Source organism: Sphingobium phenoxybenzoativorans, assembly GCF_018286635.1.
In the GTDB taxonomy this organism is placed as follows: Bacteria; Pseudomonadota; Alphaproteobacteria; order Sphingomonadales; family Sphingomonadaceae; genus Sphingobium; species Sphingobium phenoxybenzoativorans.
Map to the genome: position 1 here is coordinate 2,708,962 of NZ_CP073910.1, position 25,273 is coordinate 2,734,234.

23 protein-coding genes and 1 tRNA gene are annotated in these 25,273 nt (G+C 63.2%); 13 read left to right on the forward strand and 11 right to left on the reverse strand.

What is annotated here, in order from left to right; all coding sequences use genetic code 11:
• Window positions 1-149: 149 nt before the first annotated feature.
• Window positions 150-803: a uracil-DNA glycosylase gene (locus tag KFK14_RS13365; RefSeq protein ID WP_070157629.1), complete on the reverse strand. Its 654-nt coding sequence runs from the start codon at window positions 801-803 to the stop codon at window positions 150-152.
• A gap of 23 nt (window positions 804-826) precedes the next feature.
• On the opposite strand from KFK14_RS13365, the gene folK reads away from it, so the two are divergent.
• Window positions 827-1,336 (forward strand): 2-amino-4-hydroxy-6-hydroxymethyldihydropteridine diphosphokinase, encoded by a 510-nt coding sequence (gene folK, locus KFK14_RS13370; protein ID WP_212608017.1) that lies wholly within the window; start codon window positions 827-829, stop codon window positions 1,334-1,336.
• Window positions 1,337-1,376: 40 nt separating this feature from the next.
• Window positions 1,377-1,452, forward strand: a tRNA-Lys gene (locus KFK14_RS13375).
• Window positions 1,453-1,522: 70 nt separating this feature from the next.
• Here KFK14_RS13375 and KFK14_RS13380 read toward each other — a convergent pair.
• On the reverse strand, window positions 1,523-2,443 hold the full coding sequence (locus KFK14_RS13380; RefSeq protein ID WP_212608018.1) for a site-specific integrase: 921 nt from the start codon (window positions 2,441-2,443) through the stop codon (window positions 1,523-1,525).
• A gap of 593 nt (window positions 2,444-3,036) precedes the next feature.
• On the opposite strand from KFK14_RS13380, the gene KFK14_RS13385 reads away from it, so the two are divergent.
• From KFK14_RS13385 to KFK14_RS24235, 4 genes are all read left to right on the forward strand, one after another.
• On the forward strand, window positions 3,037-3,198 hold the full coding sequence (locus KFK14_RS13385) for a hypothetical protein (protein WP_171905910.1): 162 nt from the start codon (window positions 3,037-3,039) through the stop codon (window positions 3,196-3,198).
• A 334-nt stretch (window positions 3,199-3,532) separates the two neighbouring features.
• Window positions 3,533-4,681 (forward strand): sensor histidine kinase, encoded by a 1,149-nt coding sequence (locus KFK14_RS13390; RefSeq protein ID WP_212608019.1) that lies wholly within the window; start codon window positions 3,533-3,535, stop codon window positions 4,679-4,681.
• 104 nt (window positions 4,682-4,785) lie between these two features.
• Window positions 4,786-5,595, forward strand: coding sequence for a LytR/AlgR family response regulator transcription factor (locus tag KFK14_RS13395; protein WP_212608020.1), 810 nt, complete (start codon window positions 4,786-4,788; stop codon window positions 5,593-5,595).
• A gap of 545 nt (window positions 5,596-6,140) precedes the next feature.
• Window positions 6,141-6,266, forward strand: coding sequence for a hypothetical protein (locus KFK14_RS24235; protein WP_281417150.1), 126 nt, complete (start codon window positions 6,141-6,143; stop codon window positions 6,264-6,266).
• A 49-nt stretch (window positions 6,267-6,315) separates the two neighbouring features.
• Here KFK14_RS24235 and KFK14_RS13400 read toward each other — a convergent pair whose 3' ends face one another.
• Window positions 6,316-7,653, reverse strand: coding sequence for an aromatic ring-hydroxylating oxygenase subunit alpha (locus tag KFK14_RS13400; protein ID WP_212608021.1), 1,338 nt, complete (start codon window positions 7,651-7,653; stop codon window positions 6,316-6,318).
• Between the two features lie 68 nt (window positions 7,654-7,721).
• On the reverse strand, window positions 7,722-8,306 hold the full coding sequence (locus tag KFK14_RS13405; protein WP_212608022.1) for a TetR/AcrR family transcriptional regulator: 585 nt from the start codon (window positions 8,304-8,306) through the stop codon (window positions 7,722-7,724).
• 165 nt (window positions 8,307-8,471) lie between these two features.
• Here KFK14_RS13405 and KFK14_RS13410 point away from each other — a divergent pair, with 165 nt between their 5' ends.
• Together KFK14_RS13410 and KFK14_RS13415 are read left to right on the forward strand one after the other, a co-directional pair.
• Window positions 8,472-10,118, forward strand: coding sequence for a GMC family oxidoreductase (locus KFK14_RS13410; RefSeq protein ID WP_212608023.1), 1,647 nt, complete (start codon window positions 8,472-8,474; stop codon window positions 10,116-10,118).
• Window positions 10,115-11,776 carry an FAD-dependent oxidoreductase gene (locus KFK14_RS13415; protein ID WP_212608024.1) on the forward strand — a complete coding sequence of 554 codons (1,662 nt, stop codon included), beginning with the start codon at window positions 10,115-10,117 and terminating at the stop codon, window positions 11,774-11,776. Before KFK14_RS13410 ends, KFK14_RS13415 begins: the two co-directional genes overlap by 4 nt.
• Before the next feature lie 239 nt (window positions 11,777-12,015).
• Here the strand turns inward: KFK14_RS13415 and KFK14_RS13420 are convergent, their stop codons facing one another.
• Window positions 12,016-14,271 (reverse strand): TonB-dependent receptor, encoded by a 2,256-nt coding sequence (locus KFK14_RS13420; protein WP_212608025.1) that lies wholly within the window; start codon window positions 14,269-14,271, stop codon window positions 12,016-12,018.
• A 242-nt stretch (window positions 14,272-14,513) separates the two neighbouring features.
• On the opposite strand from KFK14_RS13420, the gene KFK14_RS13425 reads away from it, so the two are divergent.
• Entirely contained in the window at window positions 14,514-14,888 is a 375-nt protein-coding gene (locus tag KFK14_RS13425; RefSeq protein ID WP_212608026.1) for an EthD domain-containing protein, read from the forward strand.
• Window positions 14,885-15,424 (forward strand): VOC family protein, encoded by a 540-nt coding sequence (locus KFK14_RS13430; protein ID WP_212608027.1) that lies wholly within the window; start codon window positions 14,885-14,887, stop codon window positions 15,422-15,424. The genes KFK14_RS13425 and KFK14_RS13430 overlap by 4 nt, the downstream gene beginning before the upstream one ends.
• 107 nt (window positions 15,425-15,531) lie before the next feature.
• On the opposite strand, the gene KFK14_RS13435 is transcribed toward KFK14_RS13430, so the two are convergent.
• Window positions 15,532-15,993: a VOC family protein gene (locus KFK14_RS13435; RefSeq protein WP_070157212.1), complete on the reverse strand. Its 462-nt coding sequence runs from the start codon at window positions 15,991-15,993 to the stop codon at window positions 15,532-15,534.
• A 38-nt stretch (window positions 15,994-16,031) separates the two neighbouring features.
• On the reverse strand, window positions 16,032-16,571 hold the full coding sequence (locus tag KFK14_RS13440; RefSeq protein WP_212608028.1) for a VOC family protein: 540 nt from the start codon (window positions 16,569-16,571) through the stop codon (window positions 16,032-16,034).
• 120 nt (window positions 16,572-16,691) lie between these two features.
• On the opposite strand from KFK14_RS13440, the gene KFK14_RS13445 reads away from it, so the two are divergent.
• The gene (locus KFK14_RS13445) at window positions 16,692-18,785 is read left to right on the forward strand and encodes a PQQ-dependent dehydrogenase, methanol/ethanol family (protein ID WP_246524624.1); all 2,094 of its coding nucleotides are present in this window, start codon (window positions 16,692-16,694) and stop codon (window positions 18,783-18,785) included.
• A gap of 191 nt (window positions 18,786-18,976) precedes the next feature.
• Here KFK14_RS13445 and KFK14_RS13450 read toward each other — a convergent pair whose 3' ends face one another.
• From KFK14_RS13450 to KFK14_RS13460, 3 genes are all read right to left on the reverse strand, one after another.
• A complete protein-coding gene (locus KFK14_RS13450; protein ID WP_070157215.1) occupies window positions 18,977-19,756 on the reverse strand; it encodes an SDR family NAD(P)-dependent oxidoreductase in 780 nt (259 codons plus the stop codon).
• A 121-nt stretch (window positions 19,757-19,877) separates the two neighbouring features.
• Window positions 19,878-20,297 carry a nuclear transport factor 2 family protein gene (locus tag KFK14_RS13455; protein WP_212608029.1) on the reverse strand — a complete coding sequence of 140 codons (420 nt, stop codon included), beginning with the start codon at window positions 20,295-20,297 and terminating at the stop codon, window positions 19,878-19,880.
• 57 nt (window positions 20,298-20,354) lie between these two features.
• Window positions 20,355-22,814, reverse strand: coding sequence for a TonB-dependent receptor (locus KFK14_RS13460; protein WP_246524625.1), 2,460 nt, complete (start codon window positions 22,812-22,814; stop codon window positions 20,355-20,357).
• Window positions 22,815-23,024: 210 nt separating this feature from the next.
• Between KFK14_RS13460 and KFK14_RS13465 the strand changes: the two genes are divergently transcribed.
• Both KFK14_RS13465 and KFK14_RS13470 read left to right on the forward strand, forming a co-directional pair.
• Window positions 23,025-23,828, forward strand: a complete 804-nt coding sequence (locus KFK14_RS13465) for an SDR family NAD(P)-dependent oxidoreductase (protein WP_212608030.1) — start codon at window positions 23,025-23,027, stop codon at window positions 23,826-23,828.
• Between the two features lie 120 nt (window positions 23,829-23,948).
• A complete protein-coding gene (locus KFK14_RS13470; protein WP_246524627.1) occupies window positions 23,949-24,761 on the forward strand; it encodes an SDR family NAD(P)-dependent oxidoreductase in 813 nt (270 codons plus the stop codon).
• 207 nt (window positions 24,762-24,968) lie between these two features.
• Here KFK14_RS13470 and KFK14_RS13475 read toward each other — a convergent pair whose 3' ends face one another.
• A complete protein-coding gene (locus KFK14_RS13475; protein WP_070157218.1) occupies window positions 24,969-25,268 on the reverse strand; it encodes a putative quinol monooxygenase in 300 nt (99 codons plus the stop codon).
• Window positions 25,269-25,273 lie beyond the last annotated feature (5 nt).

Consider the following 25,273-nt stretch of genomic DNA (forward strand, 5'->3'; position numbering starts at 1 on the left):
GCCTGTCGCGCCCCGGCGATCGGGTCTGGAAAGAATTTCCTGTTCGGGCGGAGGCGTGCTCCTGCGAAAGCAGGAGCCCAGTTCGGAGGTCAGGTCTGGGCTCCTGCTTTCGCAGGAGCACGCTGTTTCTCCAGCCGATCAGAACAATCCTACCCCACCAACTCCAGCGCCCGCGCGAACACCGCCTCGAACATCGGCGCGGTCAGTCGCCCTGTGTTCGTATTGTAGCGCGAGCAGTGATAGCTATCGATCAGCATCCGCCCGTCCGGCATGCGATGTTCGGCCAGATGCGCGAAGCGGCATTTGGGCAGCCGCCCACCCAGCACCTTCACCGCGGACTGATGCGCGATCTGGCCCAGCGCGATAAATATCCGCGCATTGGGCAGCGCCTTCACGGCGTCGTTCAGGAACGGGCGGCAATTGCGCACCTCCTCCGGCGTCGGTTTGTTCTGCGGCGGGAGGCATTTCACCGAATTGACGATGATGATGTCCCGCAGGGCCAGGCCATCATCCACCCGCGCGTCATAGCTGCCGCTGGACAGCCCGTATTTCGACAGGGTCGCGAACAGCAGGTCGCCCGCATAATCCCCGGTGAAGGGCCGTCCGGTCCGGTTCGCGCCATGCTTGCCCGGCGCAAGGCCAACGATGGCGATCCGCGCCTCCGGGTCGCCAAAGGCCGGGACAGGCGCATTCCACCAATCGGGAAACTCGGCCCGGCACGCATGGCGATAGGCGACCAGCCGTTCGCATCGCGGGCAGTCATGCGGCGGTTCAGTGGTCGGCAACGGACTTTCCATAAGCATGGCCAGGCGATAGGCGCTCGGACGTGACCCGCGCAAGATACGCCCTCGCCCTCGGCTCCAATCGCCCCCTGTCGGCCAGCCTGCCGCCCCGCGCGCTGGCGGCGGCGGCGGCGCAGGCGCTCGGCCAGCCGCCGCTGCGCCTGATTGCGATCTCCCCGCTCATGACCTCCCGGCCGCTGGGGCCTTCCCAGCGTCTCTATATCAACGCCGCGGCGATCGTGGAGGCGGACCTTCCGCCGCCTGCGCTGCTGGCCCATCTCAAGGCGCTCGAGCGGCGTTTCGGCCGCCGCGGGGGACGCCGCTGGGGCGCGCGCACGCTCGATCTCGACATCATTCTGTGGTCCGGCGGCGCGTGGGCGAGCCGGACGCTTCAGGTGCCCCACCGCGCCTTTCGGGAACGGCGCTTCGTCCTCGCCCCCCTCGCCCAAATCGCTCCGGCATGGCGCGATCCGGCCACCGGCCTTACGATCCGGCACATTCTTGCGCGCACAAGCCGGTCAAAGCCGGTTGACCGCACCGGCAAGCGTCTCTAGGTGCCCATTACCGCATCGCCCGGCGCAACCCGGCGCACGTGGGCCCTTAGCTCAGTCGGTAGAGCAACTGACTTTTAATCAGTAGGTCGCTGGTTCGAATCCAGCAGGGCTCACCACCGGAGACCCGCAGAAAACCGCGCTTCTGAGAACGGGAGAGCTGTGTCGTTCCGAATCCATTCCAACATGTCATTCCGACAAATCCTCATTCTTATCGATCAATTTCTCGATATGCTCACGCCGTTTGAGGGCGATTCTTCTGCCCTTTTCAGCGGTCGCCTTATTATAGATCGCCGTGACGGCGAGCGTCTTGTGGCCGGAAATCGGGCGGACGTCCGCTTCCCCTGAGGCGCCGATCTCCGTGATGCCGCCGTGCCGGAAGCCGGTGAAGGTCATGTCCGTAGGAAGGCCTGCCTCATCACAGATCTCGCGATGCACCTTCGACATGCGGCGGTGCTTGTACTTTTCGCCGTTCCGCTCTTCCCGTATGATGATCCCAGTTAGGTTACCATCGGCGCCGCGACGCGCTTTGGCGGCCCAGGCCTCGAGCTCTTCCTCGAGCTCAGGATACAGCGCCGCCGATTCAGTCCCGCCGCCTTCGGCCGGCACGTCCGTCGTCAGTTCGAGCCACACGGGGTTGCCGGTCTTGGATTGAATGACGCTGATTGCCTTGCCCGGCTGATAATTCTCCCACGGTATGCCGGCGTGCTCCTCACCGTCGTCGTCCTTCAGCCCGAAAACATCCCAGACCCGCTGGCAGCATTCGAAGCACAGGGCGGCCGCCGTTGCCATGCTCTGGTAGCCCATGGCGCGGGCGGTCTTGCGGTAGAGGTCGTACTCCTCGCGGCTCGTCTCTCGGTTGCCTTTGAGCGACACGCTCTTGATGCCCATGCCCGCGAACGGGTTCTCTTTCACGCCAGTGATCTTGTGGTGTCGGACAGCCCAGCGCCAGACAAGGCGGCACACCTGCATGGCATAGGAGGCGTCGCGTTCACCCTTCTCCCGGAGCTTCTTATAAAGCGCATCGGCGGATGAAGCGTCGAATCGGGCGGCCATCTTCTTTCCGAGCAGAGTTCCACCTTTGGTCGGCATCGAGACGAGCCGGTCCATGTGCCGCTTATAGCCTGTCGCCCTGGGACAGCGCCGTTGCGCCTTCGGAAGATTCGCATATGCGGCTCGCGCCGTTACCCATGCGGAAATTGACATAGGTCCTTATGGTAACGTGGATATCGCCCGCGCTATCGCCAGGCGGATGATAGCGGCGCGGCACGGATTGCACAGACGTCACAGTGCCAAATTCGCCGCGCTTCATGCACGCCGTCGGCACAGGCCCGCCATTCTCTGCCGCTCCGCAAGCGCTCAGCAAGAGAAACGCGACACACCAGACTTTCTGAACCATCAAAGACATGCCCGCCCAAGCCGGCGGCCGGAGCGTCTATCGCCCTGCCGCCCATCACGCCGCCCATATCGCGGCCCGGCTCCATTAGCTGGACCACGATTATGAAAAGATTAGCCGCGCGTCCGGTGTTTGATCGAAAATGGAAGGATTATGCTGGCCGCTTTCCGTCCGCCGCGCCTTTTGGGCAAGATGCGCCGGACGCCATGGAGATCACGATTAACAGAAGCTGACCCGCTTGCCACCGCACCCGATTCTTAAGATGCTGCATCAGCCCGAACAGGAGGCCCAAACAGGAGGGTGTCACATGACCATGCGCAAACCGAGCAGGTTCATCGCCTTGTGGAAAGCGGAACTGAAAGCGGCCGAGGCGGCCGTCGATCATGTCACTGAAATGGCGCACCGCATGCTTGCGCGCCACTATGCCCGGCTGGCGGCGGCGGACTGCCGCCTTCCGGCAAGGTGCTGAATAAACCCCGGAATATGAAAAAACGGCCTGGTCAGCGGGTGCTGGCCAGGCCGTAAAGTGAAAGAGCCTGGAAAACCAGAGCCCTTCGGGTCGCACGCTCTAGCTAGGCCACATGACGCCTCACCGGAAGGGCCGCGATGCGTTTTCGTCGATAGGTCCGACATGTTCGTCGCAGAGATTAGCCGCGCCCGCCGGGGCCAACCCGACAATGGCTGTTATCCGCCATTTTTCCGTAACTTGGTCGCACTGGATGGCATGTTGATCCCTTGCGCCTGTCCCCGTCCGCCCATCTGGATAAAAAGAGGGTAAGCCAAGAATATCGGGACGCGACCGGATGACTGAAAATATACCGCTGACCGTCAAGGGCAGGCCGTTTCGCCTGCTTGACGCATTGGACGGAGCGGGAAACATTGCCGACATGTCCGGCTCCAGAGAAGATGCGCGCCCGTTAGAGGCAGTCCAGCTCACAGTGGCGCTGTGGCTGTTCGTCGCCGTGATCTATCTGCCCGTCCTGATCGACCGTCATAATGGCGAGGGCTGGCGGAGCATCGGCCTCGACGCATCGACCGTGTTCGTCTCCATGATCTTCGCGACGCCCCTGTTTCTGGTGTTCCGCAACACCATTGGCCTCAGCCTGCGGTATCGCGCGCTGATCCTGGGCGGCATGGTTGTGCTGACCGCGATCGTGCAGACCGCCTTCGACATCATGTTCACCGGCTGGGTGGCCAATAATGTCGAGCGCGCCTGGTATGCCCTGCCCCGCGACCTCAGCCGCGCCTATGGCGCCGCGTTCAACTATATCTGCGTATTCTCAGTCAATCTGGCGCTGTTCCAGCTTTCCTTCGCCCGCCGCCGCGAGTTCAGCCAGTCGCGGAAGCTGGTGGACGCCCAGTTCGCGGCCCAGCAGGCACAGCTTGCGGCGCTCCGCTTCCAGCTCAATCCCCACTTCCTGTTGAATACGCTCAACGCCATCTCCTCCATGATCGTGACCAACCGCAATGCGGAGGCGGAGAAGATGACGGAGAAGCTTTCGGGCTTCCTGCGCGCCTCGCTGGCCTCCGACCCGACCGAGTTGGTGCCGCTGGAGGATGAGTTCGGCCTGATCGAGGAATATCTCGATATCGAGAAGGTGCGTTTCGAGGAGCGGCTGACGATCGACATCGCCTGCACGGACGAGGCGGCGGCCATCTGGGTGCCCAGCTTCCTGCTTCAGCCGCTTGTCGAGAATGCCGTGAAATATGGCGTCGGCCGGTCGAGCGAGCCTGTAACCGTGAAGATTGACGGTCGGGTGAGCGGCGGCCAGCTCGTCATTACGGTGGAGGATGACGGGCGCTTTTCCGGCGATGGCGGGCCGACCGTCGGCGCCAGCGTGGGCCTGAACAATGTCCGGCACCGGCTTGAGGCGGTATATGGCAAGCGCTCCTCCCTTACTGCGCGCGCGCTGGACCGCGGTTTCCTCGCAGCGATCCATATCCCCATCTGATAGGCCATTGGCGCAGGCCATTGGCGCGTTCATTGTTATGGAGTAACCATTTCTGTTGGGCCGCGTAGAGACTCGCTCTCGCGCCGCCCGCCGGAGTTGGGGACATGCGCGTTTTTCTGGTGGATGATGAGAGCCTTGCGCTCGACAGGCTGCGGACATTGTTCGCGGACATCGAGGGCGTGGAAGTCGTCGGCCAGGCGCGCGACGGGGCGACCGCCCTGGAGATGATGGGCGAATTGCGGCCCGACCTGGTGATCCTGGACGTGCAGATGCCGGGCCGCAACGGCCTGCGCATTGCCGGCGACATTACGCTGGAGCCGCGGCCGGAGGTGGTGTTCGTCACTGCCCATGAACATTATGCGCCCGATGCGTTTGAAGTAGACGCCGCCGACTATCTGCTGAAACCCGTCCGGTTCGACCGGCTGCGTCACGCCGTGGAGCGCGCGCGCCGCCGCCGGGATCTGCGCGATCAGGCCGCCCGCGCGGGAATGCTGGAGGAGGAGTTGCGGGAGCTGCGCGCCCATGGCGCCGGATCGCATGACAGCGCGGAAATTTGGGTGCCGGAACGCCATGGCCACCGGCGCGTGCCGATCGGCACGATCGACTGGATAGAGGCTGCGCGGGACTATGTCCTGCTGCATACCGACGTGCGGAGCCATATGCTGCGCACCACCATGTCGGCCCTGGAGGAGAAGCTGGCCGGCACCTCTTTCGTGCGCGTGCACAGATCGGCTTTCGTCCAGCCCGACCGGGTGATGGAAATCCGGCGGGCGGGCCGCAGCGTCACCCTGATCCTGCGGGATTCGACCAATGTCACGGTGGGCCCAAGCTATACGGCGTCCATCGAACAGGCGCTTGGCCTGGCCAAGCCGCCGCTGTCAGGCGAGAACGCCATGCCCCAGGCCGGACGTTGAACAGGCGGCCGCCAGCAACATCGTCGTGACGTACAGGCCAGCCAGAGTCGTCATCGCGGTGCGGAAATAATTGCCGGTCATCTGTCGCTCCTTCCCATCATCTGCGCCTCATCGGGCGGTGGAGGCGCTATTTGCCCTTTCGGACGCAGATGCCTCTCCATTGCGACAATCGCGGTGCGGGAAGCGACCGGGACGCACATTCCGCGACGAACATGCATCATGGCCGGATGAAAATGCTTAACGCGGCGCACCCCAGAGGACCGCGAACGAATCGCATTTCCATTTTCCTTGAGTAAACAGCAATTTAAGTCCGTTCACTCCGAAACGGAACTATGCGGCCTGCAACAGTAAGCGCCGGATTCACCCATTCGTCCTGCCTCTTGGCAGCCTCCGTTCGCCGCCGCCCGATGGACCGCTCCGCTCCCGCGCCGCACCATTGGGGACAGGAAGCAAAGGGGGACAGACACCGGCAGGCTTCCGGCAAAGCCGTAGGAGCGCGGGGGCGCAACCACGCAATTTGCGTTTAAACGAATGGAGAAAAAGCCATGGATATGGCCATGCTCGCCGTTGGGGCGATGGGGAATGTCGCGTTCAGTCTGGCGCTTGGGGGCCTCGCCGCCCTGTGCGCATTAAGCGCAATGGCGCGGGAAGAAGGCTGCGCACAGCGATAATATCATGCCCGCAACCTGTAACCATCATCCCGGAGGGTCGCGCCTCTCCTTATCTTCGCCCTTCCAGATAATCATTGAGGACTTCATGGAAGAAGCGGACGCGGGTTTCTTGCCCGGTCAGATAAGCGTCCTCATAGCCGCGTGAATGCATGCCGCGCTGCATGCCCTCCGCCAGCATCATGTCCTGATACACGATCTGCCCTTCGATTTCGGGCACGCCGCGGCCGTCGTCGAATATCCGGTGCTGCATCTCCGCCTCGCGCAGCGGCTGCGGCCCCGCCATGATCGATTCCACTTCCGTCTGCCCGGCGACGGGGAAGGCCATGCACCACAGGTCGAACGTACACTTGTTGGGGTCCGTGGCATGCGGTTCGGTGCGGAAGAACACCAGATTGTCCGGCAGGAAGGATATGGTGACGTTGGGGAACATCACCGTGTGCGGGCTGTCAGTGATCTGCTCATCGTCCATATGCTCGTAATGGACATAGCCCCGCTCCTTCCACAGCCGCCGCTTGGCCGCCTTCAGGTCCAGCCACCCCTGCATCGCCTTGGTCTCATAGTCGGGATAGCTTTCGGGATCGATGTCCCACTGGCGCAGGAAATAGTCGAAGGGATGCGGCACGCCGTCGGGCAGGCGATCGGTCAGCGAGGGGCGCATCGGCTGAACCGTGCGGCCATGGCCATTCGGGTACATTTCATGCCGGGCGGTATCGACATCCTGGTCTATCCATGGCGGCACCTGCGGATGCGCGGTGCGGGTGTGGTAGCTTTCGGAGAAATTGTCGGTCGCGAACTTCCAGTTGGTGTTGAGGTCAACCTTCAGCCAATAGACCCGGACCGCCGTATCCATCGGGTAATTTTTGTAGATTTCGGGGATCGGCGAGAGGAAATCGAGCAGCTCCGGCGCATTCTCGTCCATCGTATACCAGACGAACCCGCCCCAGGTGGCGCAGCGCAGCTCCTTGAGCTTTAGCTTGCCGCACGGGTCGCCCTGCGGGAAGTCATGCGAGTCCTGCGCATAGGCGAGCACGCCGTCCTTGCCCCATATCCAGCCATGATAAGGGCACTGGAAACTGTCCGACGCCGCGCTGTCATTGACCAGCCGCATGCCGCGATGCCGGCAGCTATTATAGAAGGCCTTAATCGACCCGTCCTCCTGGGCCACGCAAAAGACGCTCTCATTCATGAAGTCGTGGACGATATAGTCGCCCGGCTCCTCCAGCTCCGCCGTGCGCCCGGCGACATGCCAGATGCGGGTCCACATATGGTCCCACTCACGCTGCATGAACTCTTTGGAGGTATAGCGGTCCCCGGTGATCGGGTCGCCGCGCAGGTTGGACGCCTCCCGCCCGTCAATCGTCAGCGGATGTTTTTCGGGCTGGCCCATCGCTCTGCTCTCCTCTCCGAAGGGAGGGACAGATTAGGCGCATATGCGTGCGGCAACGCCTCTCACTATTACTGGTTTTGCGCCTCGCCAGTGATCAGCCGGACCTGCGTTTCCAGAAAGGCGTGCTGCTTGTCCGCCGTCCATTGATCCTGATCGAACACGGCCTGCACCGCCAGCCCCTGCATCATGATCAGCAGCGACTGGGCGCACATCTCCAGATCGTCCCGCATGCCGAACCGGTCGCGGACGGTTTCCCCGATGATCCGCCGGGCGTTCGCCAGCCACCATTTCTGTTCGGCGGCCAGTTCCGGGTCGCTGGCGGTGACGCTCCAGAAAGCGAAATAGACCCGCCACGCCCGCGCGCTTTGCGCATCGATGGGCAGAAAAGCCTCCAGCGCGCCGGTAAGATCGCGAGGGTCTTTGGCGCGCGCCGCGTCGAACCGCCGCTGCGTCTCCTGCGCCGCCGCGCGGTATGCCAGCAACAGAAGCTCACGCTTGTCCGCGAAATAGTGGCTGACGACCGCCGTGCTATATCCCGCCGCGGCCGACACCTTGCGCACGGTCGCCTGGTCGAGACCGCCCTCCGCGATCAGGTCCGCCGCGATTTCGGCGATATGCCGCCTTCTGGCTTCATGGTCGACGGGGGGAGGCATGGACTGTCGGTAACCACCTATCACAAGCCCCAGCTTTGCCGCCGGGGCCATCAATATAACATCCGTTACAAATGCCGGAGTCCGCGCGTGAATGGAACCGGCAAGTGACTGGAAGGAGGTGGATATGGCGGATTTCGGGCATAATGCAACCGGGCGGCGCGCCCTGTGAGCGAGGTTTACGACTATATCATCGTCGGCGCCGGGTCCGCCGGTTGCGTGCTGGCGAACGGCCTTTCCGCCGATCCATCGGTCCGCGTCCTGCTGCTGGAAGCGGGCGGGCCGGACACAAGCCCGCTGATCCACATGCCCAAGGGCCTGGGCAAGCTGGTGCTGGACCCCAGACATGCCTGGCATTTCGCCATACAGCAGCCCCGCGAGGAGGGCATGGCTCCATCCGAAATGTGGGTGCGGGGCCGTGGGCTGGGCGGGTCAAGCTCCATCAATGGCATGATCTATATCCGGGGCCAACCGGAGGATTATGACGATTGGGAAGCGCGCGGCGGCACAGGCTGGGGCTGGGCCGAGATGAAGAAAGCCTTCATCGCCATAGAGGATCATGCGCTGGGCGCGGACGAGCAGCGCGGCGCGGGCGGTCCTGTCCATGTCACCACCGGCACCTTCCGCTATCCCGTGGCGGAGGCGCTGATCAAGGCGGGCGAGCAGATGGGCCTGACCCGCAAGGAGGACCTAAACCGGGAGGATCAGGAAGGGGTCGGCTACTACCCCCACAATATCAAGCGCGGCAAACGGCAGAGCGCCGCCGTCGCTTTCCTCAATCCCGCGCGAAGCCGCCCGAACCTGCGCATCGTCACCGGCGCCCTGGTTGACCGGGTGCTATTCGAAGGCAAGCGCGTAACCGGAGTCGCCGCGCGCGTGAATGGCCAGCGGATAGACTATCGCGCCCAGGGCGAGGTTATCCTGTCGGCCGGAACCTTACTCAGCCCCAAGCTGCTGCAGCTTTCGGGCATCGGCGACCCGGAGGGCCTGCGCGCCCTTGGCATTGCGCCTATCGCCGAAAGCCCCGATGTCGGCCGCCGCATGCGTGAGCATCTGGGCTTCTCCCTGCCCTACCGCCTCGTCAAGGATCGCGGCATCAATCATCATTTCCACGGGCTTGGCCTCGCCGTCAGCGTGCTGCGCTACTACACGACCCGCACCGGCCCGCTCGCCACCGGTCCGTTCGAGGTCGGCGCATTCGTGCGCACCGAGCCGCAGGTCGACCGGCCCGACGCGCAGCTTTACATGGGCGCGTTCACCTTTGCGCGCGGGGACGACAATTTCCCGGTGCCGCTCGCCGATGTCGAGCGGGTGCCCGGCCTCACCATCTATGGCCAGCTTCTGCGGCTCACCAGCGAGGGGGATGTCGCCATCACCTCACCGGACCCAGACGCGGCCCTCGCCATCACGCCCAACTGGCTGCAAACGGCAGAGGACCAGCATGCCGCCGTGGCCATGGTCCGCTACATGCGCACCTATATGCGCCAGCCCGCCATCGCCCCCTATGTCGGCGAGGAACTGGTGCCCGGCGCGCAATGTGAAAGCGACGCGGATATATTGCGCGCCTTCCGCCGCCTTTCGCTCTGCGGCACGCATGCGGTGGCGACCTGCCGCATGGGCAATGACAATCGCGCCGTGGTCGACGAACGGCTGCGGGTGCGCGGCGTCGACGGCCTGCGCGTCGTCGACTGCTCGATCATGCCAAGCCCGGTTTCGGGCAACACCAATGCGCCCGCCATGGCCGTCGGCTGGCGGGCGTCCGACCTGATCATCGAAGATCGCCGCAACGGCGCACCATCTGGAGGGATGCAATGAACGACTATGACGTGATTGTCCTGGGCACGGGGGCGGCGGGCCTTACCGCCGCCATCACCGCCCATGAAGGCGGCGCAAGGGTCGGCGTCTTTGAGAAGGCCGAGACGGTCGGCGGCACCAGCGCCTGGTCGGGCGGCCAGATATGGATTCCCAATAATCCGCATGAACTTGCCGAGGGGAAGGAGGACAGCCGGGAAAAGGCGCTGACCTACCTCATGTCGCTTTCCCACGGCATGATCGATCCGGCGATGGCCGAGGCCTATATCGACACCGGGCCGGAGATGATCCATTTCCTGGAGGCTCGCACTCCGGTCGAATTTTACGCGATCCCCGACTTCCCGGACTATCACCCGGAATTTCCGGGCGGCATGCCGGAGGGCGGACGCACGCTGGAATGCCCGACCTACCCCTATGGCGAGCTTGGCGCGTGGAAGGACCGGGTCGGCACATCGCCCTATTATCCCGACTTCACCTTCACCATCGGCGAGACCACGCTGGGCAAGCCTGTCCCCACCCCCGCCCCGCCGGAGGTGAAGGAGCAGCGCCGCCGCAATGATGAGCGCGGCATGGGCCTGGCCCTGATCGGCCGGTTGCTGAAGGGCTGCCTCGACCGCGGGATCGAGCCGCATACGGAGAGCCGCGCGCTTGAACTGGTGATCGAGGATGGCGCGGTCGCGGGCGTCCGCTTTGAAGGACCGGACGGTCCCTTCACCGTCAGAGCCGGGCAGGTCATCCTCGCCACCGGCGGCTTTGAATGGAACAAGGACATGATCCGCGCCTTTACGCGCGGTCCCCTGACCCATCCGGTCTCGATCAAGACCAATACCGGCGACGGCCTGAAAATGGCGATGCGCGCCGGCGCGATGCTCGGCAATATGCGCGAGGCGTGGTGGATGCCGGTGATCGAAGTGCCGACCGAGATCAACCCGATGGGGCGTCAGCTCCTCACCTATGAACGGACCATGCCCGGCACGCTGATGGTCAACCGCCACGGCAAACGCTTCACCAATGAGGCGTCCAACTACAACGCCTTCGGCGCGGCTTTTCATGAGCAGGATGTCAGCCGCTTCGAATATGGCAATCTGCCCTGCTGGCTGATCTTCAACCAGGATTTCTACGCCAAATGGCCCTTTGTCGGTGGCCTGCCCGACTCCTTCGGCGGCGATGCTCGTCCGCCGCAGTGGATACCGAGCGCCGACACGCTGGAGGGGCTGGCGGAGCGGGTCGGCATCGATCCGGCGCAGCTTGGCAAGACGGTCAAGACGTTCAACGCCTATGCCGAGGCTGGCGAGGACCCGGACTTCCGCCGGGGCGAAAGCGCCAACGACCTGTGGTGGGGCGACCCCGCCCATCGCGGCAGCAAGCGCGCGACGCTGGGGCCGCTGGGCGATGGCCCCTATTATGCGGTCGAGGTGAAAAGCGGATGCCTGGGCACAAAGGGCGGGCCGCAGACCGACACCCGCGCCCGCGTACTCGACGTGGATGGCGCGGCCATCCCCGGCCTGTTCGCGGCAGGCAATGTCATGGCGTCGCCCATGGGCATGACCTATGGCGGTGCGGGCGGCACGCTGGGGCCGGGCATGGTGTTCGGTTATCTGGCCGGAAAGACCGCGGGCGAGAATGTCGCTGCCGTCGGGAAGGCCACGGAAAGCGTATAGCCAGGCTAAGCCCGCTCTTTGGGCGTGTTCCTGCGAAAGCAGGAAACCAGTTCAGAGGGCGGGACTGGACTCCTGCTTTCGCAGGAGCACGTTCCGGTCCGAAATAGATAGGGCGGCACTCCCATTAGGAGCGCCGCCCTTTTCTTTTCATACTCCCCGCTCCTTCAACTCCCCAAAAAAGAGACCCCGCCGGAGACGGCGGGGTCAAGGGAGGAACTTCAAAGGGGAAATGAAGCGTCCTAGAATTCAAAGCCCAGTTGCAGACCGTAGCTGCGGGGTTCCCGCGCCGAGGCGAAGGAGAACAGCCCGGCCACCGTGAACGCCGCCGTCGGGCCGCGATCGTCGGCCAGGTTGCGGCCATAGGCGGTGATCCGCGCCTTGTGCCCGTTCAGGTCAAAGACCAGCGATGCGCTGGCGTCGAGCAAGCCCTGCCGGTCGGACCGCACGCGTGGATCATTGCCATTCACGATCACCACGCCATTGGCGTCGACCGTCGTCGGCCCCAGCGAGATTTGCTGATCATAGGGCGCGATATTCCGGTAGCTGACGTTGAACTTCGCTTCGCCGAAGCCGACGGGCACCGTGTAATCCGCCGTCACCGAGAAGGTCTCGCGCGGGTTGTAGATCAGGTTGTTTGCCGAATAGTCGAAGGTGGTCAGCACCCCGCCCACCGGCGCCTGGGTGATGAAGCCCTTGAATTTCGACCGCAGCAAGCCAAGCGATCCGGTAAGTGTCAGGCCGGGCACGGGCTTGGCCGTCAGTTCAGCCTCTATGCCCTTGATCGTCGCGGAGCCGACATTGGTCACAACTGTCTCATTGCCGATGCCGCCGGAAATGGGGATCGTCGTGTTCTGCTGCAGGCTCTGATAATCGGAGTAGAAGCCGGCGATGTTGAACAGCATCTTCTTGTCGAAGAAGGAGCTTTTCAGGCCGACTTCATAGGAATCCACCGTTTCCGGGCCATAGGGCGTGGTGGAGGAGATCAGCGTCTGCCCGCGCCCCGACAGGCCGCCCGAACGATAGCCCCGCGACCAGGAGGCATAGAGCATCAGGTCGTCGCTTGGGCGATAATCGAGGCCGATCTTCGGCGTGAACTTGCTGCCCGAATAGCCCGCCTTGGGGAACTGGTCCGGCGCAACAAAATTCTCGTTGGTCTTCTTGTCATGCGTCCAGCGGCCGCCGAACGACAGGCGTACCTGATCCATAAGTTGCAGGTTGAAATCGCCGAAGAAGGCATAGGATTGCGAAGTGCCCGTCACGTCCTGCGTCGGAGCCGGAGCGCCGAAAATCTGGGTTTCCTGCACCAGATTATATTTGGAGTCGTAGAAGAAGGCGCCGACCACATAGTCGAACCCGTCGCTGATCTTTCCCGCCGCGCGCAGTTCCTGGCTGAACTGGTGGAAACTCTGGACGCGGTTCACATAATAGAGGTCGGACGAGGACGCATCGAAGTCCTGAGTCTGCGCTTCCTTCGCCTCGCGATAGCCGGTGATGGAGGTCAGCTTCACACCGCCCAGATCCAGGTTCATTTCCAGCGTGGCGGCCGGAGCCTTGTAGTTGGAATGGGCCGGGCTGTTGAACACAGTGTAGAGATCGGTGGTCGTGTTCCGGTTGCACTGGTCGGCCGGTTCGAAAGCGCAGAATACCTCGCCCGTCTGGCTGATGTTGGAATTGACCGGATCGAAATCCTGCACCTGCTTTTCCAGGGTCAGCAAGGCGTCGAAATTGCTGCTCGGCGTCAACAGGAAGCTCGCGCCGAAATTCTCGTTATTGCTGGCGCCCACACGCCGGCCGGTAATGCCGTTGCGGTAGTAGCCGTCACTCTGATTGTGGAAATAGAAGGCCTTGGCCGCCAGCACGCCATCAATGATCGGCACGTTGACGACCGCGCGGCCCGCCCATGTGTCGTAATTGCCGTAGCTGAATTCGAACTTGCCGCCGAACTCGCCGGTCGGGCGGGTGCGGCGGATGTTGATGACGCCGCCAATCGTGTTGCGGCCGAACAGCGTGCCTTGCGGTCCGCGCAGCACCTCGATCTGGCTGATGTCGAAAAAGTCGAAGAACTGGCCGGTGCTGGTGCCGATGAACACGCCATCGACAACAACGCCCACGGTCGGCTCGAACGATTTCTCGACATCCGCGAAGGTCAGGCCGCGGATGGACACGTTGGCCGCCGCAGCGCCGCTATTCTGGTTGGTAATCAGCACGTTCGGCGCCGCACCCTGCAAATCGCCGATGTTGATCGACGCCTTGGATTCAAGCTGGGCGGGCGAGATGGCCGTGATGGCGATCGGCGTCTGCTGTAACGTCTCGTCGCGGCGGCGGGCGGTGACGACGATGTCGCGGATCTGCGCGTCGGTCGCCTCATCCCCTGCCTGTGGAGCGACGGCCGCTGCATCGGCCGGTCCCTCCTGCGCCATGGCGGGAAACATCAATGCTGAAAGGGCGAATGCGCCCAATGAAGATAGAATCCGGGCGTCTCGATGGATGTTCATTCAACCTCTCCCCGTTCTGCATGGTTTTCATGCAATGGCCTTTGTGGCCGCTATTCTTTGGTGTCGTTTATGACAGCCGTTACAGTGTGGCACCGCTTGGGTCGGGGAGAACCTAAAAGAAAGCATAGGTCGGGCCGTGACGGCTGCGCGCCGACCTGCGAGAAGTCATAGCTGACGCTACGGCCTCGCATGAAATGATCGCCCCGCCGATCCAAGGGATAACGGCATAAGGAGAGGCGGACATGTTCAAGACCCTGACGCTGCTGAAGCGCAAGCCCGGCCTCTCCATGGAAGCGTTCATCAGCCAATATGAGGGGGTGCACGCCCGCATCGGCGAGAAATATCTGGCCGGCCGCGCAATCCATTATGCCCGCCGTTTCCTGCATTCGCCTGGCGACGGGGAACCGGCCGACAAGCCCTATGACGTGGCGATGGAAATCTGGTTCGCCGACCGCGCCGCGTTCGACCGGACGTTGGAAGCGCTGGCGGACCCGGAAGTTGCGGCGGAAATCGCCGCCGATGAGGAGAGGCTGTTCGACCGGCCGCATAACCGCATGTTCGTGCTGGAGGAGCATGAGTCCGACCTGCCCGCCATCCTTGCGGCGCGCGCGTCATGATCCCTATTGGCTATTCCGGCCTGCCCATCCGGCAGGTCGCCTATTTCGTGCAGGATGTCCGCGCCGCCGCTGCCGCCCATGCCGCCGCCTTCGGTTCCGGTCCCTATTTCGTTGCGGACAATATCCCGCTGCGCCGCTGCCTGCATCGCGGCGTGGAGGCGCATCTCGACCATAGCTCCGCCTATGGCCAATGGGGCGAGCTGATGATCGAATTTGTGCAACAGAATAATCCCGGCCCCTCCGCCTTCCGCGACATGTTCAGCGAAGGACGGGAGGGCTTCCACCATGTCGCCATCATCGTGGACGATCTCGACGCCGCCAGGGCGCGGATGGAGGCGGCCGGTTTCCCTACGGCGCTGGAGGCGGAGATGCATGACGGCTTCCGCTTCCTGATGATGGACGCGGTGGAACGCCACGGCCACATGATCGAACTCTATGCGGGCGTCCCCACCCTCACCGGCTTCTATGATTTCGTGAAGAAGGCGGCGGCGGGCTGGGACGGAAGCAATCCCGTCCGCACCATCAGCCTGGGGTGATAGCTGCCTGCCAGTTCCCCTCCCCGTTCGGCTGAGCCTGTCGAAGCCCCCGCCCTGCCTTGAGGAGAAGGACAGCCTTTCGACAAACTCAAGGCGAACGGAAGCGGTTAGGCATCACCCAGCCATTTGTCGATCACCGGCTTCAACGCCGTCGACACCAGTTCCACCAGCAGCCCCGGAATGGGCGGGGCGAGATAGGCGATCACGCCCCAGCCATTTTCCGGCGCGTCGGCCGAGGCGATGGTCGTCCACCCTTGCGCCGTCAGCCGTTCCGCCTCGGCCGTCAGGTCATCGACCCACACGCCGATATGCCGGGCGTCCGGCGAACGGTCGGGATGATAGAAATCGCCCGTACCCTGCACCAGCTCGATCCGGGTCGGCCCCTCGATCGAATAGGTCGCGAACACATTCACCTCATGCTTGCCCTTTTCCGGCGTCCAGAAGGGCAGCGGATTGAAATTGCGGACCGGCGCGAAGGTCAGCCCCAGCGCCGCGCCGATCTGCTCCTGCGCCTTCTCTATGTCGGCGACGGCCATGCCGATATGGTGGGTACGCTGCAGGTTGATCATCGGTAACACCTCTCCAGTTCCATTGAATTTTCGGCCGCTCAGCGCCAGGGCACGATCAGTTGCTTCCCTTCCCAGCCTTCCGCTTCCTCCACAGTCTGCCGGTACATGCCCCGGATGATCGGGTCTTCGGGATAGAGTTCAAGGAAATGGCCGAACAGCGGGCGCGTGTCGATGTAGCATATGCTGACGCCAAATCCGGTCGTAAATTCGCTGACCACCGGATAGCCCGCCGCTGACCAGCGGTCCCGTTCCGCCGCATAATCGTCGCAGAACATGGCGCTGTGGTGCATTCCCTCCGCGTCGCCCGGAAACATGTCGCGAAAGGCGCAGGGGCCATCGGACAATAGCTGGATAAGTTCGATATTCAGGCCGCCCGACTGGACGAACACGCCGCGCAGCCGGATCGGATCGGCCGGACGCCCGCGATAATGATGCTGGTCCAGCACCACCTCCACGCCGCCGACAAAGGGGCCGATGCCGGTCATGCGATGCCATTGCGCGCACGCCGCATCCAGATCGCGAACGACATAGGCATTCTGGACGATCCGGCCCGCTTTCATCATCCGCTCCTCGCCCATCGGGCTTCCATGGCGAACAGGATGGACCGGTTGGCGCACAAGCGCAGCTAACAGCTTTGAGAGGCGATGGCAGACCCGCATCCGGCTAGACCCGGCCGATAAGGATGAGGGGATTGCGGCATGCGGATGCAGGCGAAATGGCGATGGCTGCTGTGCGCGGCCGGGGTTTCCGCGGCCCTTGCTTCCTGCGGCCAGCCCTCCTCTCCCGCCGCCCAGGCTGTGCTGGACGATGTGGGCGCATCGGACGATCCCAACAACTGGACGGGTTTCGGCCGGACATCGGGCGAACAGCATTACAGCCCGCTGGACGCGATTAATGACGGCACCGTGGCGAAGCTCGGTCTGCAATGGTCGATGGACCTGCCGCCGCAAAATTCCGTATCTGCCCCGCTCGCCATCAATGGCGTGCTATATGCCGCCACCGGTTACAGCGTCGTCCGCGCCATCGATGCCGTCACCGGCGCGCTCAAATGGGAATATGATTCGAAGGCGGCTGAACTGGCCGGGCGGAAGCTACGGCAGGGCTGGGGTATTCGCGGCATCGCCTATGGGCAGGGCCGCATCTTCGTCGGCACCCATGACGGCCGCCTCGTCGCGCTCGACGCCGCGACCGGCAAGCCGGCATGGACCGCCCGCACCCTGCCGCTGGACAATGCCAGCTTCATCAGCGGTCCGCCCCGTTATTTCGACGGCAAGGTCATCATTGGCTTCGGCGGCGGCGATGTCAGCGCCGTGCGCGGCTATGTGACCACCTATGACGCCGCCACCGGCAAGCAGCTCTGGCGCTTCCATACCGTGCCCGGCAATCCGGCGGACGGTTTCGAGAACAAGGCGATGGAGATGGCCGCCCGGACATGGGCGGGCAAATGGTGGACCTATGGCGGCGGCGGCACCGTGTGGAACGCCATGACCTATGACCCGACAACCGGCTCCATCATCCTGGGCGTCGGCAATGGCTCGCCCTGGAACCACAAGGTGCGCAGTTCGGGCAAGGGCGACAATCTGTTCCTGGCCTCAGTGGTGGCGCTCGACGCCAATAGCGGCGCATATAAATGGCACTATCAGGTCAATCCCGGCGAAAGCTGGGACTATAATGCCTCGATGGATATGGCGCTTGCCGACCTCCAGATCGACGGCAAGCCGCGCAAGGTTCTGATGACCGCGCCCAAGAACGGCTTCTTCTACGTCATCGACCGCACCAACGGAAAGCTGATCAGCGCCGAACCGATCGTGAAGGTAAGCTGGGCGAAGGGCATCGACCGCAAGACCGGCCGCCCCATCGAGAATCCTGACGCCCGCTACCCGGACGGCAAGACCTTCACCATGTGGCCCGGCCCGGTCGGCGCGCATACCTGGCTGCCCATGGCCTTCAATCCGAAGGCCGGCCTGATGTTCATCCCGGCGATCGAGATGGCGACCAGCTATAATGATGTCGGCATCACCCAGAAAAACTGGGTCCGCGCCCCCGGCAACGCCGTCGACGGCGCGGCGATCCCCAACTTCGTCGTGAAGGACGCCGGGCCGGAAAATGGCACAAGCTCCCTCCTCGCCTGGGACCCGGTACGCCAGCGCAAGGTGTGGAGCGTATCGACGCCCGGCCCGTGGAATGGCGGCATCCTGACGACCGGCGGCAATCTGGTGTTTCAGGGACGGATCGACGGCACCTTCAACGCCTATGCGGCAGACAATGGCAAGCCGCTCTGGCAATTCGCGGCGCAGGCCCCCGTCACGGCCCCGCCGATCAGCTATGCCTGGAAAGGCAAACAATATGTGACCGTGCTGACCGGCATGGGCACCAGCGGCGCGGCCTTCGGTGCGCTGCTCCCGGTCAATATCGACTATCGCACACAGGCCCGGCGCATCCTGACCTTCGCGATCGGCGGCACGGCGACTATCCCGAAATCCGATCCGGTGAAGATCGTTGCGGCGGCGGACCCCGGCTATGCGCCGGACAAGGCGCTGGCGGACAAGGGCATGCTGGTCTTTGCTCGCCACTGCGCCGTCTGCCATGGCGTCGACGTCATTGCGGCGGGGCAGGCACCGGATTTGCGCGCTTCGGCCGTGCCGCTCGACCCGGCCCTGTTCGCCTCAGTGGTGAAGGACGGGATGCTCGTCACCAACGGCATGCCGAGGTTCGAGGAGTTTAGCGGCGAGGAACTGGCGGCGGTGCGGCAATATATTCGCAGCCAAGGAGATGTGCTGCCGAAGAAGTGACTGCAGGTCGAGGGAATAAGCGAGACCTCGCCTAAATCGTCACCCCGGCCTTGAGCCGGGGTCCCGCTTTCTGCATGGCACATCTGGCTGAAATACAAGAAGAAGCGGGATCCCGGCCTTCGCCGGGATGACGGATAAAGCTAAGGGCGGATCGCGTTGCCAGGCAGACGCGCAAAGCCTGCTCTATAGCCTCAAACCCCCAGCATGCCCGCCGTCGACGCGCCGTCGATCACATATTCCGCGCCGGAGATGAAGCTCGCCTCGTCGGACGCCAGGAACGCCACCAGCGCGGCGATCTCCTCAAGCTTGCCCATGCGCTTGAGCGGCGACATGCCCTCATAGGCGGCGCGCGCCGCGGCGCTGTCGGGGGACTTGTTGATGATGCCGCGGATCATGTCGGTTTCGACCACGCCGGGAAGGATGGCGTTGCACCGGATCTGCATGCCCTCCGTCGCGCAATGGATCGCCGTGGATTTGGTCAGCGCCAGAACCGCCGTCTTGGTGGTGGAATAGGCGACGAAATTGCCCATCGCATTATGCGCGTTCATCGATGAGTTGACGATGATCGACCCCGTCGGGCCGCCCGGATTGTCGCGCATCAGCCGCACCGCCGTCTGCGCGGTCAGCATGACGCCGGTCAGGTTGACGGCGATCAGTTCTTCCCACGCCTCTATGGCGATCTTCTCCACGCTGCTGTCGCCCCGCTCCATGCCTGCATTGGCGAAGGCGATGTCCAGCCGGCCGAAATCGGAGCGCACCATCGCCTCGAACCGCACCCAGTCGTCCGTCGACTGCACCCGGCTCTTGAAGAATGTCGCGCCCGTCGCCGCCGTCACTTCGGCCGCCGCCGCCTCGTTCGATCCCGTGAAAATCACCTTCGCGCCGTCCGCGATGAGCCGTTCGACCGCGGCCCTGCCGATGCCGGAGGTTCCGCCGGTCACCAGCGCGACCTTGCCTGTCAGTTTGCCCATAGCCTCGCGATCCTCTCTCAACGCATCATGTTTACGCCCGTCACCATGCCGCCCGCAAAGCATTTTGCCGCCTCCCATTTCTGGCAGGCGGCAAGAAAGCGTCGGCGCATGGCACGACAATTCAGGCTTCGGTCAGCGCCCCGGTCGCCCGCGCAATCGCCACCGTATCGAAATAATAGGGGGTAATGCCGCTGAACTTGCCGTCGCGCAGGTGCATCACCTCGCACAGCGGCATTTCCAGCCGCTCGCCATTATAGCGCGACGTGGCGTGGACGGAGAGCAGCACGACGACATTATTCTCCGACACGGTCATGTCCTTGACGTCCAGCGACGGATCTTCCCAGAAACCGAACACTTTAGTGTAGAGCCGCTGCAGCGCATCCTTGCCCTCATAGACGCCGCCGAACGGCAGGCTATCCGCCTCGACGATACGGAAATCGTCGGTCAGTTGCGCCTCAACCGCATCCCATTGGCCCGAACCGGTCAGGGCGTAGAGATTTTCCACACTGGCCTTGATCGCGGCATAGCGTTCGGCGTCCATCTGCGTCTCCTCATGAAAAGAAACGGGCGCCCGGTTGAAGGGGCGCCCGCCAGTCTATCAGAATTTGGTCGAAACCTGCACCATCACCGTCCGGGGCAGCGTTCCGAAGCCCAATTGGTCGGCATGAGCGGCAACCAGCCCGCCCGATGCGCCGCCGGTAGAAGGACCGTCGACCGTGCCGGTGACATAGAATTTGTTGGTCAGGTTCTTGCCGATCACCGCCAACTGCCACCGCTCATCCTCGGAACCGAGGCGGATGCCCGCGTCGATCGTCGCATAGCTGCCCTGGCGCGAGTCCAGATTGCCGAAGCCCGACGCAAGGTAGGAGGAGCTGTACCGCACGTCCGCATTGACGCCGAACATCAGGCCATTGCCGACCGCCGTGTCATAGGCTGCGCCGACCGTGCCCGTCCATTTCGGCGCGACCGAGAGCGGTTGCCCCTTCAGGTCCTGACGGAAGGCGGCGCCGACAAGCACGCTGCACCCTTCCGCCTGGCTCTGGCCTGCATAGCAGGGCGCGTCGGGGAAGTTGGTGTATTTCGCCTTGTTATAGTTGATCGACCCGTGAAGGTTCAGACCTGGAACCGAACGCGGCGCGAACTCCGCCTCCAGCTCGACGCCCTTGGTGCGCGCATCCGCCGTGAGGGTCTGGAACGCGAAGATCGGCGAGTTGAAGAAATCGATCTGCAGGTTGTTATAGCCATAGGTGTAGACGCCCAGGTTCAAACGGAGCTGATTGTCCATCAGCGTCGATTTGATGCCCGCTTCGAAACCGCGCGCCTTTTCCGGGTCGAAGGTGAGGTCGTCGAACGGAACGGACGACAGCTTGGAGTTGATGCCGCCGTTCGAGAAGCCGCCGGACTTGTAGGCGGTCTTGTACGCGCCATAGACCAGCAGGTCGCGGCTCGGCTTCCAGGTGATCGTGGCTTCCGGCGACCAGTCGTTGAACGTCTGCGCGGCGGTCACGACGCCCAGGCCGTCCGGGTCATCCTGCGGACGGAAGATCGTGGTCAGGCCCGGATTATTGTAGGGCTGCGTGAAGAAGCTGTCCTTGGTCTCGTGCGTGTAGCGCACGCCGCCGGCGATTTCGACGGTCGGAATGACCTTCCACGTCACCTGGCCGAACGCCGCCAGCGTCTCGCCATTGGTGAAGCTGGTCTTGCGGGTTGCAAGGAACTCATCCTCCGGCGCTGCAGCGCTGTTGGTCAGGCCCGCCAGAACGATATACTGGTCAAACGTCCGCTTGGTCTTTTGATACAGGCCGCCAACCATCAGGTTCACCGGCGCGTCGAACGTCGTCAGCGCGCGGAATTCCGACGAGAAGGCGTGATAGGTCGAATTTTCGGTCGCCCAGTTGGCGGCCGGGCTGGACTGGAAGTCGCATGCGCAGGCCCACTGGTTGTTGTTCCAGTTATAGTTGGTGACCGAGGTCAGAGTGACATCATCCAGCTCATAGGCCAGCGTCGCCGTGGTCGCCCAGGACTTGTAGCGATTGTAGAGGCTGCCGTCGTCCTTGCCATAGGGGATCTGCGCCGCGAACTCCGCAGGCAGCTTGTTCTGGTGCGTCACGAAATCGCGGGCGCAGGCATAACCGTTAAGCTGGCTAACGCCGCTTGGGCAGTTATAGGCGACATAGTTCCAGCTATTATTGTTCGTCTTGTTGTAGGTGCCAGACGCCTTGATGGTCGCGGTCAGGCGGTCGGTCGGTTCCCATTTCAGCGTTACGCGGCCGAGCAGCTCCTTCTCGCCCGGCTCATCCTTGGGCGCCGGGTTGGCGACAACGCTGCCTGCCGTACCGGTCGCGACGTCAAGCGTCGCATAGTTGAAGGGCGCAGCGACATTCTTGTAATAGCCGCCCCACATCTTCGACCCGCGAACAGCAACGCGGATGCCCAGCGTATCGCTGAGCGGACCCGAAGCGATGAACTCGGCCTGGGCCTGCTCGGACTTGATTTCATAGCCCGCGCGCGCCTTGAACTCGACGGTGTCGGTCGGATCGGCGGTAGTGAGCGAGATCACGCCGGCGGTGGCGTTCTTGCCGAAGAACAGCGCCTGCGGGCCTTTCAGGATTTCAACGCGGGCGAGATCGAAAAAGCCCTCGTTGATGATGCGGCCCTGGCCGTAATAAACGCCGTCGACGACCACGGCGACCGACTGTTCGATGCCGATCGAGGTCGAGGAGGAGCCGATGCCGCGCATGGTGAGCTGTGCGCCCGAACCGTTGGAGGCGCGGCCGACATTCAGGTTCGGCGTGCGCGCGGCGATCTTCTCGATCGAGGTCAGGTCCTGACGGGTGACGGTCTCGGCGGAGATGGCGGTCACGGCGACGGGCACGTCCTGGACGCTCTCAACGCGCTTACGGGCGGTGACGACGATATCGGTCAGGCCGCCTTCCGCGGCTTCGGCCGCCTGCGGAGCGGCGTCCTGAGCAAAGGCGGGAGCGGCGAGCGCGCCGGACAGCGCAATGACGCTGCCTGCGATGGTCAGCATGATACGGGCATTGGTGGTCGTGGTCATCGAAATGTACCTCCCCTAGAAAAACGCCGCCCGCCTGTTCTTGATCTTGATCGGGGCGCGATGCGGCAGTGAACCGGCGCCTCAATGCAATGTCCGCCCGAACCGTTCACCCTGTGAAAAGGTGCAGGTGTTGCCTTGATGCCAACAGGGGATGAAAAAAGACGGAAGCGCAAAGGCCGCCGGCCGCGCATCATAAGGAAGGGCGAGGACATGACCCAGAGAAGGCTTGAAGGAAGAATCGCGCTTGTTTCCGGGGGCTTACGCGGAATTGGCCGCGCCATTTCGGAATGTCTGGCCGCCGATGGCGCAACCGTTATCATCACCGATCTGGATGATGATGGCAGCACCGAAGTCTCCGCCGCTTGCGAAGCTATCGAAAACACTAGCTACGTCAAACTCGACGCCACGCAGGAAGATCAGTGGATCGCCGCCCGGCAATTGATCGAAAAGGATTATGGTCATCTTGATATATTGGTGAACAATGTCGGCGCGGACCTGACGGGGAAGGTGCAGGATCTGGCCCTTGCCGACTGGCGGCGGCTGATGACGCTGAATGTCGACACCGTTTTCCTGGGCACCAAGACCTTCCAGCCGCTGCTGGCGAAGGGTGGCGCGAGCACCCCCTATGGCTCCAGTGTCATCAATATCAGTTCGATCATGGGTCTGGTCGGCATGGGCGAAGTGTCGGCCTATAATGCGTCAAAGGGTGCGGTGCGCCTGTTCACCAAGTCGAACGCGCTGGAATTTGCCGATGCAGGCATCCCCATTCGCGTCAACAGCGTCCATCCCGGCTTTGTGGAAACGCCCCTGCTCCACAAGGGCATGGAAAGATGGGCGGCCCGCGAAGGCACCACGCCCCAGGCGCTGATCGACGCCATGGCCCAGACCACACCGATCAAGCGCCTCGCCCAGCCAGTGGAGATCGGCAAGGTCGTCGCTTTCCTCGCCAGCGACGACGCGAGCTATATGACGGGCAGCGAGGTCGTCGTCGATGGCGGCTGGACGGCGCGGTAGACGCACCCATTTCCTGTCCGTTCAGGCTGAGCCTGTCGAAGCCCGCAACCGAGCGAAGCGAGGTGTCTTCGCCTCCGCTCAGACAAATGCTTCGACTTCGCTCAGCCCGAACGGATTTGAGTGATCATATTTACCCGAAAGGTCCATCTCATGCCCGACTTCACCCTTAGCGGCACCGTCTCCCTCGTTTCCGGCGCAACCGGCGGCATTGGCCGCGCGACCTGCCTCGCGCTGCAGCAGGCCGGGTCCATCGTCATCGCCTCCGACCTAGCCGAAACGGCCGATGTGGCGGGCGCGGCGGAATATCACCGGCTGGACGTCACCGAAGAAGCCTCCTGGACCGCGCTGATCGCCCATATAGAGGCGCAACATGGCCGGCTCGACATCCTCGTCAACAATGCCGGCATCTCGATCACTGACAGCATCGCCGACACCACGCTCGCCGCGTTCCGCAGATGCATGGCCATCAATGTCGAGGGCGTGTTTCTGGGCACTCAGGCGGCGCAGGCGTTGCTGGCGAAAAGCGGGAAGGAGCGCAAGGGCGGCTCCTCCATCGTCAATCTGTCGTCGGTCGGCGGCCTGCGCGGCGCGGCCTTCATGAGCGCCTATTGCGCCAGCAAGGGTGCGGTGAAGCTGTTCACCAAGAGCGCTGGCGTCGAATATGCGATGCTTGGACTGCCGATCCGGGTGAACAGCATGCATCCGGGCGGCATCGACACGGCGATGATGGACGCCATCTACAGCCGCTATGTCGAGGGCGGCCTGTTCCCCGACATGGAAACCGCCCACGCCACCGTGTCGGCCGGACATGCGATGGGCCGCACCGGCAAGCCGGAGGAGATCGCGGCGGGCATCGTCTATCTCTGCACGCCGGCCGCCAGCTTCATGACTGGTTCGGAAATGGTGATCGACGGCGGCATGACGGCGAAATAGGCATATTCATCCGTTCGGGCTGAACGTGTCGAAGCCTTCCACCGAGCGCAGCGAGGCATCTTCGCCTCCGCTCAGACGAAGGCTTCGACTTCGCTCAGCCCGAACGGTTTTCGGACGCAGAATGGGCAAAAAAGACCCGGCGGTGCAGGGGAGCGCCGCCGGGCCATGCCGCCCCGTTTATGGAGAGCGGGGGCGGTATATGACGGGTCAGACGAGCATGCGCTGTGATCCGCTGACCTCGTGAATCTGGACGTCGTTGCTGAACTTGCCCTCAAAATCCTCCAGCAACGCCTTAATGGACGGCAGAGCGAGATGCGCGTCGAGCGACGCCTGATCGCGCCAGCCCTCCATAGCCATGATGGTGCCTTTCGCCTCATCCTCCATGCCCATATGATAGAACAGGCAGCCATCCTCCTGCCGCGAGGGGTCACAGAGCGACTTCAGCCGGGCATAGAGTTTCGGCAGGGTTTCGGGATCCGTATAAATCTGGCCGGTAATCACAATCATTCTGC

Coding starts and splice junctions, on each gene's coding strand:
- KFK14_RS13365 (WP_070157629.1), bottom strand. CDS start 803: ATGCTTATGGAAAGTCCGTTGCCGACCACTGAACCGCCGCATGACTGC.
- KFK14_RS13380 (WP_212608018.1), bottom strand. CDS start 2,443: ATGGACCGGCTCGTCTCGATGCCGACCAAAGGTGGAACTCTGCTCGGA.
- KFK14_RS13385 (WP_171905910.1), top strand. CDS start 3,037: ATGACCATGCGCAAACCGAGCAGGTTCATCGCCTTGTGGAAAGCGGAA.
- KFK14_RS13390 (WP_212608019.1), top strand. CDS start 3,533: ATGACTGAAAATATACCGCTGACCGTCAAGGGCAGGCCGTTTCGCCTG.
- KFK14_RS13395 (WP_212608020.1), top strand. CDS start 4,786: ATGCGCGTTTTTCTGGTGGATGATGAGAGCCTTGCGCTCGACAGGCTG.
- KFK14_RS24235 (WP_281417150.1), top strand. CDS start 6,141: ATGGATATGGCCATGCTCGCCGTTGGGGCGATGGGGAATGTCGCGTTC.
- KFK14_RS13400 (WP_212608021.1), bottom strand. CDS start 7,653: ATGGGCCAGCCCGAAAAACATCCGCTGACGATTGACGGGCGGGAGGCG.
- KFK14_RS13405 (WP_212608022.1), bottom strand. CDS start 8,306: ATGCCTCCCCCCGTCGACCATGAAGCCAGAAGGCGGCATATCGCCGAA.
- KFK14_RS13415 (WP_212608024.1), top strand. CDS start 10,115: ATGAACGACTATGACGTGATTGTCCTGGGCACGGGGGCGGCGGGCCTT.
- KFK14_RS13420 (WP_212608025.1), bottom strand. CDS start 14,271: ATGAACATCCATCGAGACGCCCGGATTCTATCTTCATTGGGCGCATTC.
- KFK14_RS13425 (WP_212608026.1), top strand. CDS start 14,514: ATGTTCAAGACCCTGACGCTGCTGAAGCGCAAGCCCGGCCTCTCCATG.
- KFK14_RS13430 (WP_212608027.1), top strand. CDS start 14,885: ATGATCCCTATTGGCTATTCCGGCCTGCCCATCCGGCAGGTCGCCTAT.
- KFK14_RS13435 (WP_070157212.1), bottom strand. CDS start 15,993: ATGATCAACCTGCAGCGTACCCACCATATCGGCATGGCCGTCGCCGAC.
- KFK14_RS13440 (WP_212608028.1), bottom strand. CDS start 16,571: ATGGGCGAGGAGCGGATGATGAAAGCGGGCCGGATCGTCCAGAATGCC.
- KFK14_RS13445 (WP_246524624.1), top strand. CDS start 16,692: ATGCGGATGCAGGCGAAATGGCGATGGCTGCTGTGCGCGGCCGGGGTT.
- KFK14_RS13450 (WP_070157215.1), bottom strand. CDS start 19,756: ATGGGCAAACTGACAGGCAAGGTCGCGCTGGTGACCGGCGGAACCTCC.
- KFK14_RS13455 (WP_212608029.1), bottom strand. CDS start 20,297: ATGGACGCCGAACGCTATGCCGCGATCAAGGCCAGTGTGGAAAATCTC.
- KFK14_RS13460 (WP_246524625.1), bottom strand. CDS start 22,814: ATGACCACGACCACCAATGCCCGTATCATGCTGACCATCGCAGGCAGC.
- KFK14_RS13465 (WP_212608030.1), top strand. CDS start 23,025: ATGACCCAGAGAAGGCTTGAAGGAAGAATCGCGCTTGTTTCCGGGGGC.
- KFK14_RS13475 (WP_070157218.1), bottom strand. CDS start 25,268: ATGATTGTGATTACCGGCCAGATTTATACGGATCCCGAAACCCTGCCG.